This window comes from Sphingobacterium suaedae (assembly GCF_042684625.1).
GTDB classification, from domain to species: Bacteria; Bacteroidota; Bacteroidia; order Sphingobacteriales; family Sphingobacteriaceae; genus Sphingobacterium; species Sphingobacterium suaedae.
In genome coordinates this window covers 146,977-161,771 of the sequence record NZ_JBHULR010000004.1, presented here as the reverse complement: position 1 = coordinate 161,771, position 14,795 = coordinate 146,977, and the positions used below count along the sequence as shown (strand labels likewise).

At 45.7% G+C, this 14,795-nt stretch carries 8 protein-coding genes; all 8 read right to left on the bottom strand.

Annotated features, from left to right (window positions below):
- Nucleotides 1–312: 312 nt before the first annotated feature.
- On the bottom strand, nucleotides 313–2,022 hold the full coding sequence (locus ACFSR5_RS10280; protein ID WP_380903394.1) for a RagB/SusD family nutrient uptake outer membrane protein: 1,710 nt from the start codon (nucleotides 2,020–2,022) through the stop codon (nucleotides 313–315).
- 9 nt (nucleotides 2,023–2,031) lie between these two features.
- The gene (locus tag ACFSR5_RS10275; protein WP_380903392.1) at nucleotides 2,032–5,043 is read right to left on the bottom strand and encodes a SusC/RagA family TonB-linked outer membrane protein; all 3,012 of its coding nucleotides are present in this window, start codon (nucleotides 5,041–5,043) and stop codon (nucleotides 2,032–2,034) included.
- Between the two features lie 399 nt (nucleotides 5,044–5,442).
- Nucleotides 5,443–7,404, bottom strand: a complete 1,962-nt coding sequence (locus ACFSR5_RS10270; RefSeq protein WP_380903390.1) for an alpha-L-arabinofuranosidase C-terminal domain-containing protein — start codon at nucleotides 7,402–7,404, stop codon at nucleotides 5,443–5,445.
- 12 nt (nucleotides 7,405–7,416) lie between these two features.
- Nucleotides 7,417–8,565, bottom strand: coding sequence for an aldose epimerase family protein (locus tag ACFSR5_RS10265; protein WP_380903388.1), 1,149 nt, complete (start codon nucleotides 8,563–8,565; stop codon nucleotides 7,417–7,419).
- A 37-nt stretch (nucleotides 8,566–8,602) separates the two neighbouring features.
- Complete coding sequence (locus tag ACFSR5_RS10260) at nucleotides 8,603–10,303, bottom strand: sodium:solute symporter family transporter (protein ID WP_380903386.1); 1,701 nt, start codon at nucleotides 10,301–10,303, stop codon at nucleotides 8,603–8,605.
- Nucleotides 10,304–10,376: 73 nt separating this feature from the next.
- On the bottom strand, nucleotides 10,377–11,879 hold the full coding sequence (araA, locus tag ACFSR5_RS10255) for an L-arabinose isomerase (RefSeq protein WP_380903384.1): 1,503 nt from the start codon (nucleotides 11,877–11,879) through the stop codon (nucleotides 10,377–10,379).
- 82 nt (nucleotides 11,880–11,961) lie between these two features.
- Nucleotides 11,962–12,657 (bottom strand): L-ribulose-5-phosphate 4-epimerase, encoded by a 696-nt coding sequence (locus ACFSR5_RS10250; RefSeq protein WP_380903382.1) that lies wholly within the window; start codon nucleotides 12,655–12,657, stop codon nucleotides 11,962–11,964.
- 116 nt (nucleotides 12,658–12,773) lie between these two features.
- On the bottom strand, nucleotides 12,774–14,447 hold the full coding sequence (locus tag ACFSR5_RS10245; RefSeq protein ID WP_380903380.1) for a ribulokinase: 1,674 nt from the start codon (nucleotides 14,445–14,447) through the stop codon (nucleotides 12,774–12,776).
- Between the last annotated feature and the right edge of the window lie 348 nt (nucleotides 14,448–14,795).

Sequence of the window (14,795 nt, the reverse complement as noted above, 5' to 3'; positions counted from 1 at the left end):
CTACGGTGTATCGCGAGCGGACCAACGGTGTTTTCTGCCCGGCGACAACTGCGCTGTGCACGCCCCAAAATGTCCTGTACAACTTGTTTATGAATGAATTTTCACAAATAACTATTCGAATACATTGGTTAGCAAGCGTATAACAAATGTACAAAACACATTTATTATTTCCATCTATTTTTGATTCAAATATGTTTGTTTTTGGTTCAGTCGAAACTGCTGCCTGCCCCCTGAACAAAAGTATAGCCCCTAAAGGTCTATTACCCCCCAGGGCTATACTTTATAGGAGACTTTAGTCCCAGCGTTTACCCGTTATTTCGAATAACCAGGATTTTGTACCAAGGATTCCCCTTCCTTATTATTTAACTGAATTTCGCTCAATGGAATGGGTAAAAGAACATGATAATCCTGGAAACCGGAAGTTATCTTATTGGTCGGACTGGCGTCACCATTTCGTGCAATGCGCTCTTTTAATTTTCCGGTACGCACCAGTGTCATCCGTCGGTTCTCTTCAGCGACTAACTCCCGCGCACGTTCATCCAAGATAAAGTCGACGGTCATATCGGAAGCGCTAACTTTTCCAAGATTGGCGTTTCCATTAGCCTGACGAATAGTCTTAAACGCGCGGTCACGCAATACATTGATGTCTGCTGCCGCACCCGCGGTATTACCCTGGCGCAAACGCGCCTCCGCTCGTAACAAATAGGTCTCGCCAAATCGCATAACCGGCCAGTCTTTCACCAACGCATAGCCGAAGTCGTCTATGGGATCATATCCTCCCCATTTGGTCGGGAACGGATACCATACCTCTAAACTATCGGTGCGGAATGGAATCACTTTGTCGCCGGTCTTGATCGTTATGTTTCTAACGCCGGCATTTTCGGCAACACGATAGCCATCCGCATCGAGACCGATCGTCGCACTAAAATTTGGCCGGTTATAGTTCGTCGTACGACGGATGTTATAGTTACTGTTTCGGATATCCCCTCCTAGCCCTTTCCAGACCGTATACTTCATAAAATTGCTCAACCGGAGCCGGCCGTTACCGCGTCCTCCCAGCGAATCTGCATTGACCATCCCATCCCATTTGTGATACGCCGGCTGCCACACACGACGGTGCTGTGGATTATCAATCGTTCCGCCGTTCACTTCTCGATTAAACTCGAGCTCGAACGTCCAAATAGCTTCCGTATTACCTTCTGATCGGCGCATATTACCTTGACGGAACATGTCCCGGTAGTAGTCTCCTCCTTCTGCTAGGTATTTACCATAGCGGGCTTCGATTAATTTATATTTCGCCCCATCGATAATCGCGGATGTCATGTCTTCCGCTTTTTTGAAGAAAGAATTGTCCCGCATACCGATGCGTAAATAGGCCTCTGCCGCAAGCTGTCGAGCCATGTCTTTGTTAATCCGGCTCTCGGCAGCAGCCGAGCCTACATCGGGCAGATTTGCGACCGCAAAAGTAAGGTCTTCATCAATCACGGCATCAATGGTGGCGACGGCAACGCGCTTGTTGTCAAACGTCGGAACAGTAATAGGCTCCGTCAACAACGGCACGTCTCCCCATAATGTGACTAACGTGTTATACGCATACGCACGAAAGAATCTTGCTTCCGCTGCTGCGGCTGGATTGCTCTCCCCCACAGATTTAATGATGCCATTTGCATTGTTAATGAATTCATAACTTTTCTGCCAAAGAAAACTTACGCCAGCGTTCTCCGAATTCAGATCGGCATATTGGTAAAACGGGTTTTCTACGCCCTGGGTCGCTCCTGCACTCGTGATATCCATTCCAATCTGCCAGCACGATAAAAATCCTTGCTGGCTACTCATCCCCCATAATTCCGCATAAATGTAATGCAAACCTAACAATTGATTCTCGACCGTCGTTGGATCGTTAGCTCCAGCATCGTAATTGGAGTACGGTTTTTCATCTAAGAAGCTATCACTACATGAAACCGTCCCTACCCCAAGGGCTGCAAGTACCACAAACAGCTTTATATATCTATATCTTTTCATGATGTTGTTTTAAAATGTAAGGTTAACTCCGAAAATGTAACTGCGAACCATCGGATAGTTTATATTATCATTTGTCGACCCGCGGGTAATATCCCGAGCTTCCGGATCCCATCCAATCCAGTTGGTCCACGTGTACAGGTTCCGACCGCTTGCGTAGACTGTAACCCCACCTACGCCAATCCGACTGGCGACATCCTTCGGCAAATTATAGCTAAATGTTACATCTTTTAGGCGGGTAAAACTTGCGTTCGTCGGAAAACCATACCCATATATATTTGATCTATTACTCAATGAACGCCATTCATTGCTTTTATTTTCGGGCGTCCAATATCCGATTTCGGCTGGTGCACTCCGTCGTCCCAATTCGTCCGCGGCAGCACCTATCTGTGGATTATTACGCATGGCACCTTGTACCGTATTGATAAAAACATTTAACGAAAAATCTTTATAGGTGAAGGTATTGGTGATCCCTCCCGTCCATTTTGGAGCTGTTTGCCCTAAGATCGAGCGGTCATCGTTATTGATAATTCCGTCGCCGCTTAAATCTGCCAGTTTTACGGCTCCTGCTTCGGCTTGTTCATCCCATCCTTTATTTACGCCATTAGCAATCTCCTCTTCTTGCCAGATACCCACCTTGGTATAGTCGTAGATAACGCCAAGCGGTTCACCGATAAACCAACGGTTTCCCAAATCGTCTTTTCCGTCTCCATACACGTCGACAATCTTGTTCCAATTACGGGAGAAAACCACTGTTGTTGCCCATGTAAAGTTCTCTTTCGTTATATTTTTTGAGTTTAACGTGATATCCAACCCGCTGTTTTCCACTTTCCCTAGATTGGACCATACGTCGACAAATCCCGTCAGGCGAGGGAGGTTCTGTAATAAAAGCATATCCTGCGTATTGGTGTTGTAGAAATCGATGCTACCATTCAATCGGTTGTTCCACAAGCCGAAGTCTACGCCAGTATTGAATCCTGCCGTTTTTTCCCAACGCAAGTCATCGCTTCCCATGCGCGTCCGGTAACGGATAGCCGCGTTGGACAAGCCATTCATGGCAAATGGATTTGAATTCATCAACGATAAGGCCTGGTAAATACCAATACCCTCATTACCCGAAACACCGTAGGATACGCGCAGTTTTAAATTGCTTACGACATCTTTTGTGCTGGACATAAACGACTCGTTGTGAATATTCCAAGCTACGGCAGCCGACGGAAACATGCCATATTTATGGTTATCTCCGAAAACGGATGCTCCGTCCCGACGCACGGTTAAGGTTAACATATACCGGCTATCGTATCCGTAATTGATACGCCCCATTTGGGAAATTGATCGATATAAATCGGCGTATGAGGATACTTTTTGGGTGGATGCCCCTCCTAAGTTGCCCCATCCTAATGCATCATTCGGAAAAACTTCTCCCGTGGCTACCGCTTCTTGATAGTACTTGCTTTTTGCAGCATACAGTCCTGTAAAATCAATATGGTGGAGGCCAAAATCCCGATTATATGTCAAAATATTTTCTATAGTATACGTTTGCGACTCCTGATTCGTGATACGTCCCAAACCTGCGAAATTATAAGCCGATTCGCCTTCATATTCGTTTATACGCTTGGGCACAAACGAGTAACCGCCATTGAATTTATATTTCAACCCGTTTAATGCCGGTAAAATCTGACCAAAATCTACCTCTGCATAACCGTTTAAAGAAATATTAAATTCACGCCGCTCTGGGTTCAGTGTTGTGGGCAACAGAGGGTTTGCCCACAGCTGCTCGGAGTACATTGGAAACTGGGTCAGTGTACCGTCATCGTTATACATACGCGCATAAGGACTCATGGCCGCCGCCTGTAAGAGATTGGCGCGTCCGCCATCTCGATTGTGTGCTACGACAAAAGCCGATGTACCCACTGTCAAATATTTTGTGGCATCAAAGTCGGTATTGGCACGGAAGGAATAACGCTTGTAATTATATCCCCTCAAAATACCCTTCTGGTTGAGGTAGTCGGTCGAGACAAAATACCGGGCATTTTCGCTGCCTCCTGATAGACCTATGTTATGATTCTGGATGACACCGGTTTGCATCACAGCGTCCAACCAATCTGTCGTCACGCCGTTTTTATAATTATCGAATTCAAACTGGTTGCGTACGGGACCACCATTGTACAAGCTGGTATTTGTAATTCTAGCATATTCCGCGTACCTATTGAGCAACTCCTCAGGAGAGGCAGGTTCCAATATATGTGCTGCTTCTTCAACTCCCCCATATCCACTGTATTTAATCGTGGGTTTGCCGGTATTCCCTCTTTTGGTGGTGATCAGAATAACCCCATTTGACCCATTTACACCATAAATAGCTACCGCTGACGGATCTTTCAAAATCTCGACGGATTCAATATCATTTGGGTTGATATCGTTGATCGATCCATCCGTTTTTGACAACGGAATTCCATCGACCACCACATAAGGCCCTGTACCGGCACTCATGGAATTTATTCCCCTGACCAGTGCCGAGGGTGAGTCGCCTGGAATGGACGAGGATTGACTAATCGTTACGTTCGCCACAGCTCCTTGAATCGCTTGCATCACGTTATTTACGGGAAGTTTTGATAGGCGGTCTTTTGGAACAGAAGCAACCGATCCGGTGATGTCCGACCGCTTTTGCGAGCCGTATCCTACAACCACCAGTTCATCCAAGACATTTTCGGCGGGGTTCAATGTAACATTCAACGTTGTACCGGCACCGACAGAAAGTTCTTTTTCGGTATAACCTACATAGGTAAAAAGAAGCGTCGCGCCTTGTTCGGCTGGGATGGAAAACGATCCGTCTGCCGCCGTTTGCGTGCTCGCCGTCTTCCCTTTGACGGAAACCGTTACCCCTCCCAGGCTACTGCCCGTGGAGGCATCTGTTACCCGGCCTTTCCGTTCTGTTTGTTGCGCCAGACCATACAGTGTATAGAGTAGCGCACATAAAAGCATAAGTATTGCTTTCGAATACGTTTTAGTAATTTGTTTTAACATAGTTTGCTTTGGTTAGCTTTAATAATAATCGCTTTTCACGCAGTTTCTGGGCTATACACAGCTACTGCTTCAGAGTTAAGATTTTCGAGTTTGCTACGTAGGTTTCATGTTCTTTTGTACAATGGTTAACATTTTTGCGGACAAGATACTTCTCCCCGCGGTGCATCGTTAAGTATTTCGGTTTACAACATCTTCTTGGAAGTATGCGTCCAAGCCGATAAAACAAAGCTAGACGGAAAGGTATTTTTGGATGTTGAATAATATGTCAAAAGGGTTGAGAATCCGTTCAAAACACCGATCAAAGTGCATTTTTGGAAAAACAAGAAAAGCAACCTACTGAAAACAAAAAAAGCAAATACATCGCTGTATTTGCTTTTTCGATCCGTTTCCATCGAACTTTTATCTGACCGGTATTTTAATCACTGTAAAGGAATACGGTGTAAATGTTTCTGTCAAACGTTTACCTTTGTAAGATACTTTTTCTTCTTTCGGTTGTATGTTGAGCGGCTCTTCGAAACTGTTGGCTACGTTCAGGTCCGCATTCGCTAACGTGATTTTAGTAGCACTAGTTCCCAGTTTCTTTTTCGAATTTAATACAAAATTGGCTTGTACAGGTTTGCTATTGTAGTTGACAAATTTGATGACAAGCTGTTTGCTTTTTTCGTCATACACGGTAGATGCATACAAGCTATCTTGTCCGATCACATTTGCCCCGTTACGCTTAATTGGGATAATCTCGGTGCCTTTTGTCAGGGAATACAATTTTTGCACCTGATAGCTTGGCGTGCCATACACCTGTAGGTTGTCTACCCAGATTAGATCCGGCGACCATTGCCAACCATCGAGATGCCCGAAAAGAGGAGCATACGATGCCATTGTAACGACATCTGCATTGCGCTCTACGCCGGTCAGAAAAGCAGCTTCTGACAGCGCCGCTTCCCACGTGCTACGCCCTGGACCATTCGGACGTGTTGTATGCGACGCGTATTCGCCGGCAAAAATCTTTGCCCCCTTTCTATCATAGTCGTCATATCGTGCCGCGCCCGACAAAAACCAAGATGGTGGACGGTAGTAGTGTTCATCGATTATGTCGATCTTCATGCTTCGGAGTTTTTCATCCAAGAATTCAAAACGTTCCCCTTCAGGATCTGTCCCCGAACTGGCGATAATAGCGATTTCCGGATGCTTATCGTTGAGGACCTTTTTGAATGCGTCTAAGCGTTCCACATATTGCGGTCCCCAGTTTTCGTTTCCTACGCCTAGCATTTTCAAGTGGAACGGTTCCGGATGTCCCATTTCAGCGCGCAATTTACCCCACGGAGTTTCTACGGCACCATTCGCAAACTCGATCAAATCCAACGCATCTTGTATATATGGATCCAATTCATCCAAAGGCACCACTTCGCCGGTATTAAACTGACAAGCCATACCACAGTTGAGAATAGGCACCGGTTCAGCGCCGATGTCTTCCGACAGCAAAAAATATTCATAGAATCCCAGTCCGAAGGTCTGAAAGTAATCGGGGGTGAGCCGGTGTTTAAACTCCGTATTCCATCGGTTGATGATCAATTCTCTCTCTTCAATCGGTCCAACCGTCTTCTTCCACTGGAAACGGGTTGCTAGATCGCGCCCTTCCACAATACAGCCGCCCGGGAAGCGAACAAACCCCGGCTTCATATCCGCTAAGATTTGTACCATATCCTTGCGTAAACCTTTGGGGCGGTTTTTCCAAGTCTCCTTTGGAAAAAGCGATAGCATATCAAAGGCCGCATCGCCTGTACCTTCTATCCATACATTGAGCTTGGCCTTCGCTGTCGTTTCAGCCGCGGTGAACTCGACAGATGCTGTTTGCCAACCCGCGTTATCGACGAGCGAAAGCGTGCCTCCGCCGATCGTTTTATCCTGCTCGTTGACTAATTCGACGCGCATCTTGAGTCCGGGTTTCGACAGCTTGTAGTTTACGGAAAAACTATAGTGTTCCCCGGCCTTGACCCCCATTCCACGAAAGCCCTCGTTCTGTAATCCTAATTTCTCCGGAAATGGCTTATGTACATGAAGCGAACGTGCATTGCCCTTTCGCTTCGTGTCATTGACAATTAGGAAAGTCCCTTCAGGCGATTTATCCAATTTTTTCCAGCCCATCCAGGGCTCGTCAAATTCAAAAGATCGGTTTTTTACCAACTCCGCGTAAATGCCGCCATCGGCCCCCATATTGATATCTTCAAAAAATACACCCCACATGTGTGGCGATATTTTTCCCGTCGGCTTGTCTAGCTCTATGGTGAAATCAACCGGTTCCTGCGCCCATAAGCTAGAGACTCCGAGCGTGAATGCGGCCATTAAATAGGTTAATTTATGCATGGTCGATAGCGTTTAGCGTCGTACAAACTTATATGTCGTTTTAGAAGAATAGGTCTGCCCAGGTTTCAAGACGGTTGATTTAAACGTCGGATGATTTGGGGCATCTGGAAAATGCTGCGTTTCAAGACAGAATGCTGAACGGAAAGGATATGCTTTTCCTCCTTTGCCCTTTGCATCGGTATCCGACATGAAATTTCCGCTGTAAAATTGTAACCCCGGTTCTGTCGTGAACACCTGCATTTCTATGCCTGTTGATGGGGCGTAGACCGAAGCTACTTTTTGAAAGCCGTCTTGTTTCGACAGTTCAAAATTATGATCATATCCTTTTCCAATCTTCAGCTGTACATCGTCGGCTTCAATGCGTTCCCCGATGACGTGCGGCTGTTGAAAATCAAATGGTGTATTTGATACCGGCAGACTTTTACCTGTAGGAATCAACGTCGAGTCGACTTCGGTGATGGCAGCGGCATCAATCTGTAGTTCATGGTCCAAGATCGTTGAGCTTCCTGCGCCATTGAGGTTGAAGTAGGCATGGTTGGTCAAATTCAATACGGTCTCTTTATCCGTTGTCGCATGGTAGTCGACGGCCAGCGCACCTTCGCGTGTCAATGTATAGGTCACCTGCATATCTACCGTTCCGGGATAGCCCGCTTCACGATCTGGCGACACATAACGTAAAGTAATGGAGGTATCAGAATTATTCTTTACCTCCCAAACCTTGTTATAGACCCCATTTGTGCCTCCGTGTAAGGAGTTCTTTCCGTCATTTTTTTCCAGTTCGTACGTGGTTCCATTCAGCGTAAACGATGCATTTCCGATGCGGTTACCATAGCGACCCACAATGGCCCCATAGAAATTACTAGCATTCTCTTTGAACTCATCTGCGGTATCATAACCTAAAATGACGTCGGTCAGATTGCCGGATTTGTCGGGAACATGCAGACTTACCAATCGCGCTCCGTAATTAGTCAACGAAACGGATATATCTCCGTTTTTCAGACTGAATAGCCTAACGTCTTTTCCGTCGATCTGTGTGTCAAACGTTTTTGCGGAAGAATCTGCTGTCGCTGCCGTTCCTTCTGTTTGCTTGTTGGCTCCCGATTGGCAGGCGTATGTAAACGCGGCGGCCAATAGTAGAGCGGTTAAAAATTTTCTGTTCATATTATCTGAAGTTTATATTGGCATGTTTGTTATTCCGTTACCAAAAACGAACATAGATCGCGGTAACCAACAATAAAGTAATCACAATCAGCACCATTACCGACGGCTCGACCTTGAACATTTTCCGATCCAACGCAAAGGCTTTTGGATTTTCCTTTGGACCGAACAGGCTGACCGCAACCATTAAGACCATAGTAAACGCAAAGGCTAAGCCCATACAAATCTGGAAAGGAATTTCATAGATACCGTTTTTGTTTAGGTAAGCGGTATAAATCCATGTCTCGGGACCAAATACTTTGGTCGCAAATTCGTTGAAGAAAACCGACAAACCGAATCCCGTGATCAAACCCGTGATCGCTGCCGCTCCTGTTGTCCTTTTCCAAAACATTCCTAACAGGAACATCGCAAAAACTCCAGGACTGATGAAACCGGTATATTTTTGGATAAAGGTGAATCCACCAGCACCTCCGATTCCCAAGGTATCGTTCCACGTAAATAAAACCGACACGAGGATAGAAACCACAATCGTAATTTTACCCACCCACACCATTTTGGTTTCGCTGGCTTCTTTACGGATGTACTTCTTATAAATATCCAACGTAAAGATCGTAGCAATACTATTTGCTTTTCCGGCTAATCCTGCCACAATGGCTGCCGTTAATGCGGCAAGTGCCAAACCTTTCATCCCGTTGGGCAGGTATCCGAGGATGGCAGAATATGCATTGTCTGCATGGAATACCCCTCCCGGAGCCATCTCTTCCTGCAACGCTCCGTTTTTATACAACACATAGGCCGCGATTCCGGGAAGCATAACAATGATAGGCATCAACAGTTTTAATAATCCGGCGAAAAGAATCCCCGTACGGGCTGTTTTTAAATCAGCGCCCAATGCACGTTGGGTAATGTATTGATTACAGCCCCAATAGTTGAGGTTCACAATCCAAATTCCGGCCAAATACATTCCAATGCCGGGCAACATCAAGTACTTATTGATTTCCTCCTGTGTAGCACCAGGTCCAGGTTTCTCGACGATCATATTAAAATGGCTCGGGGAGTCCTCCATCAGCTTGTTAAAACCCGCAAGGACATCTTTGCCCAATCCGAAATGTTCACTGACTAATGTCAACGCAACGTAGGTTGTCGCTATTCCTCCGATAATGAGTACAATTACTTGAATTACGTCTGTAAAACCGATGACGCGCATTCCGCCTAAGGTGATAATGACCGCGAACACCGCTAAGGCTACCATGATGATATGGAAGCTCTCTCCACCCCCTGCCATACTCGATATCGCAATCGCTCCGAGGTAGAGGATCGAAGTGAGGTTGACGAATACGTATAAGAAGAGCCAAAACACCGCCATGATTAAGCTGGTTGTCTCGTTGTATCGATTATTCAGGAATTGCGGCATCGTAAAAATCTTATTCTTTAAATAGACCGGTATAAACCATACCGCTACGATGATCAGCGCAACCGCTGCAATAAGTTCGTAAGCCGCTACGGCGATCCCCACTTCGAAGCCATTTCCACTCATTCCGATAAATTGTTCTGCTGAGATATTGGAAGCGATCAACGATGCGCCGATTGCCCACCAGGTTAATGAACCCTCGGCAAGAAAATAGTCTTTGCTGCTATTTTGAGCGCCTGTTTTCTTGTGATAAATCCAGTAGCCATATCCGGCGACAATGAAGAAGTAGATTACGAAGATGACGTAGTCTACAGTTGCAAATTTTTCCATGTTTTTGTGTGCTGTTTATGAAGAAGGCCCCCGCACCGTGTTTGAACACGCACAAAGGGGAGCCTTTTTAGGTTTATTTTTTCAGCAAGTAGTATAACTCATTCCACTTTAGCTGATTTTCTAAATTTGTCAGTGTTGTTTGCTCGTCAATCGCGACATATTCCACCCCAGCAATACGTGCGAAATCTTCAAGATATTCGGGCGTCAAACTTAAACTGTAAGCGGTATGGTGTGCACCACCCGCGTAAATCCAAGCACTACATCCCGTTTTCATATCGGGAAGGGGCTTCCAAAGGACGCGCGCAACTGGAAGTTTTGGAAGATTCTCCTGCACCGGAACCCCCTCCACTTTATTGACGATCAAACGGAAACGTGTTCCCATATCCACTAGTGAAGCATTGAGGGCAGGTCCGCTAATACCGTTGAACACCAAACGTGCTGGATCAGCTTTACCTCCGATACCCAACGGGTGTACTTCAATGCGTGGTTTATCTGCCGCTAAAGCCGCATCCACCTCTAACATATGCGAACCCAATACCATCGCGTTTTCCGGATCGAAGTTGTACGTATAATCTTCCATAAATGCCGTAGTGCCTGGCAATCCAGCCCCCATCACTTTACATGCTCGAACTAGTGCAGGCGTCTTCCAATCGCCTTCTCCGGCAAACCCATAACCGTCCGCCATTAACCGTTGAACAGCTAGTCCGGGCAACTGGATCATACCGTGCAGATCCTCAAATGTATCTGTAAACCCCTTATAATTACCTGCTTCCAAAAACTTACGAAGTCCGACTTCAATCTTGGCGGCCTCTATCAAGCTTTGACGTTGTTCGCCGCCTTCTACGACATTCGGCGCAAGCGTGTAGGTGGATTCATAGTCCTGCAATAATGCCGCAATCTCTTGTTCACTCACGGCGTTTATTAAGGCTACTAAGTCGCCAATGGCATAGGTATTCACCGAAAAGCCGAACTGCGTTTCTGCCGAAACTTTATCGCCGTCGGTCACAGCAACATAACGCATATTATCACCAAAGCGAACAAATTTAGCTCCTTGCCAATCGTGCCAAGCGGCAGACGCGCGTGCCCAGATATTGATGCGTTCCAACACGTCTTCGTCTTTCCAATATCCTGTTACGACTTTTCTGCCGATATTTAATCGGCTAACGATATGACCAAACTCGCGGTCTCCGTGTGCACTTTGATTCAAATTCATGAAATCCATATCGATGCTATCCCAAGGAATATCTCTATTGTATTGGGTGTGCAAGTGAAGAAGCGGCTTTTGCAAGGCATTCAATCCTCTAATCCACATTTTTGCGGGAGAGAAGGTATGCATCCAGGTAATCACGCCAACACAGTTTGTTGCAGCATTGGCCGCCACTAATGTGTTGTATATTTCGTCGCTATTTTTAACAATTGGTTTGTAGACCACTTGTACAGGAATATTTTTGTGCGCAGAGAAATATTGAGCGATTTCTTCGGCGTGTACGGCTACTTGGCGAAGCGTTTCCTCACCATATAAATCCTGGCTACCTGTGATAAACCAGACTTCAAATTGTTTTAAATCGATATTCATTTTTTGTTTTGTTAGTTATATGCACACCCATGCTCGTATCCTTCAAACGGCATGGTTTGTGTGTTTAAGGTATCCTTATTTCTTACTCTTGTCCGTAGTACGCATCGCCTCCATGTTTGCGGTCGTAATGTTTTTTGATCAATGCATCTTTCAAGCGCGGAGCTTTCGGGTTGATCTGCTCGGTCAGATAGGCCATCTGTGCTACCGTTTCTAAAACCGCACTATTGTACACCGATTTAATGCCGGTTTTCCCCCATGCAAATGGCGCATGGTTGCCCACTAACACCATTTCGACTTCTTTGTAATCGAGCTGTTGCTGTTCAAAATGGTTGATAATCTGAAATCCAGTTTCATATTCGTAATTGCCCACAATCATCTCATCGCTCATCGGCGGAGCACAGGGAATATCTGTAGTCAAATGATCTGCATGCGTTGTACCGAAGATGGGAATATCACGTTGGCTTTGTGCCCACGCGGTGCCATAGGTGGAATGGGTATGTGTAATTCCACCGATGTGCTCCCAATGTTTATAAAGCACTGCATGAGTCTTCGTGTCGGAAGACGGGCGCAAGCTTCCTTCGACGATGTTGCCTTCGAAGTCGACGATAACCATCTTCTCAGGCGACAGGTCTTCATAGGGAACCCCACTGGGTTTGATCGCAAAAACACCTTTGCTGCGATCTGCCACACTTACATTTCCGAACGTGAACAGCACCAAACCCAACTTAGGCAATTGCATATTGCAATGATAGGCCTCTTCTTTTATGGATGTATACATGATAGGTAGTAAAGTTAAAATTCAATATTATTTTTTTTGTAGTCAGCAGTCTAAAAAAGTTGATCGCCACGCGCTCCTTTATGTACTCCATTCGTTCCATGACTACACGAGTCCATTCATTCGTTTTTCGCTTCTATAAATGCACCTAGCTTCTTATAGTATGCATATCGCTGCGCATAGATGGCCACCTGTTCTGCCCGCGGTTCATATGTTCGTTCGAAACCTTGTCCCATGGCATCCATGGCGTCTTCTACCCTGGGATAAAGTCCTGCGGCCGTAGCTGCAAACATCGCCGCTCCAATGGCACATGTTTGTTCTGTTTTGTGGATACGGATCGGCATATTCATAACATCAGCCATGGTTTGCATGATGTATGGAGATTTTTTCGCTACGCCCCCCAAGCCGATTAATCCCTTCACTGGAATTCCTTGCTCGATGAAACGATCGACAATACTTTTTGCTCCAAAACAGGTAGCCTCTACAATGGACCGGAAGATTTTTGCGGCATCTGTCCCTAAATGTAGCCCCATCAACGCGCCTTTTAGTGTTTGATCGGCATCGGGGGTACGACGGCCATTAAACCAATCGACCGCCATTTCTGAAGCAGCAGTCACGGGCAGTGCTTCCGCTTTTTTGCTCAATTGAGGGATCAATTGATCTTCTATAAGCTCGAAAACTTTCGCCTTTTCTTCCTCGTTTAGGGAAGATGCATCACCTAATATATTCGTCAACGGCCACATCAACACTTGTTTAAACCAAGCATATGCATCGCCAAAAGCTGATTGTCCGGCTTCCATACCGATCATTCCCGGAATAATCGAACCGTCCACCTGTCCGCAGATTCCTCGCACCAGTGTGTCGGCGATCTCCTCTTTCGGAGCGACCAACATATCACAAGTCGATGTGCCCATCACCTTGCTTAAGTAATATGGTTCGATTTGTCCACCCACAGCTCCCATATGGCAATCAAACGCACCCACGCCTACGACTACATCCGTCGACAACCCTAGACGGCTTGCCCATTCTTCGGATAATGTCCCTGCGGCTTCCGCGGATGTATACGTGTCGGTAAACAAACGATCAACAATGCCGTCCAAAACAGGGTCTAATGTGCTAAAAAAGCTATTTGGGGGAAGACCGCCAAACTCGGCTGCCCATAACGATTTATGTCCAGCAGCACATACACTACGTTTAATGGTAGATGCATGCCCCCCGCCGGTCAATAGAAACGGAATATAATCGCAATGTTCTACCCATGTATATAGCGATTCACGGACGTCCTTATCTGCCCGGAGTACATGTAATAATTTCGCCCAAAACCATTCTGAAGAATAGATCCCTCCCACATATTGTAAATAATCAACATCAAACTTCCTTGCGTGATCATTGATCTGCTGTGCTTCGTGAACGGCTGTATGATCCTTCCAAAGGACAAACATCGCGTTCGGATTATCTGCAAATTGATCCAATAAGGCCAAAGGGATCCCCTGCTCATTTACGGCGACGGGTGTAGAACCTGTGGTGTCCACAGAAATTGCTTTCACTGCTTTGGCAATATCTACATCGCCAGCCTTTCTCAGGCACTCTCGAATCGTCGTTTCTAACCCTTCGATATAATCTAAAGGGTGTTGACGAAACTGACTTGACGACGCGTCGCAATACTCCCCACGCTTCCATCGGGGATAATAAAAGACGGCCGACGAAATCTCCCTACCATTACCTGCATCGACCAAGACGGATCGAACGGAATCACTCCCATAATCTACTCCGATCACATAAGAATTGTTCATTATCTATATTCTGGTTTATAACACTGATTTATAACACACCTCATCCAGCCTTTCCCTCTTCATTCATGCATTTGAAAGAGAGGTCGTTTAAGACTATTAGTGTCAAATTAACATTTATTTTTTTATAAAATGAAATTTTTATGCTATTTTTCTTCAGTTTTCTTTTCCGGCGGATACTGTCTGCTAGTTGAATTCCCACGACAGGTTGATAAACATCGAACAACGAACAGAACACAACCTCCTTCATCGCCAATCAATAACTAGAAATTTCATAATTTCTGTGATTGATTTGTGAGATTGAGAAAGATACTAGACATTTGTATTCTAATTTTTATGGCAAGACTAATC

Coding starts and splice junctions, on each gene's coding strand:
- ACFSR5_RS10270 (WP_380903390.1), bottom strand. CDS start 7,404: ATGCATAAATTAACCTATTTAATGGCCGCATTCACGCTCGGAGTCTCT.
- ACFSR5_RS10245 (WP_380903380.1), bottom strand. CDS start 14,447: ATGAACAATTCTTATGTGATCGGAGTAGATTATGGGAGTGATTCCGTT.
- ACFSR5_RS10265 (WP_380903388.1), bottom strand. CDS start 8,565: ATGAACAGAAAATTTTTAACCGCTCTACTATTGGCCGCCGCGTTTACA.
- araA (WP_380903384.1), bottom strand. CDS start 11,879: ATGAATATCGATTTAAAACAATTTGAAGTCTGGTTTATCACAGGTAGC.
- ACFSR5_RS10275 (WP_380903392.1), bottom strand. CDS start 5,043: ATGTTAAAACAAATTACTAAAACGTATTCGAAAGCAATACTTATGCTT.
- ACFSR5_RS10260 (WP_380903386.1), bottom strand. CDS start 10,303: ATGGAAAAATTTGCAACTGTAGACTACGTCATCTTCGTAATCTACTTC.
- ACFSR5_RS10250 (WP_380903382.1), bottom strand. CDS start 12,657: ATGTATACATCCATAAAAGAAGAGGCCTATCATTGCAATATGCAATTG.
- ACFSR5_RS10280 (WP_380903394.1), bottom strand. CDS start 2,022: ATGAAAAGATATAGATATATAAAGCTGTTTGTGGTACTTGCAGCCCTT.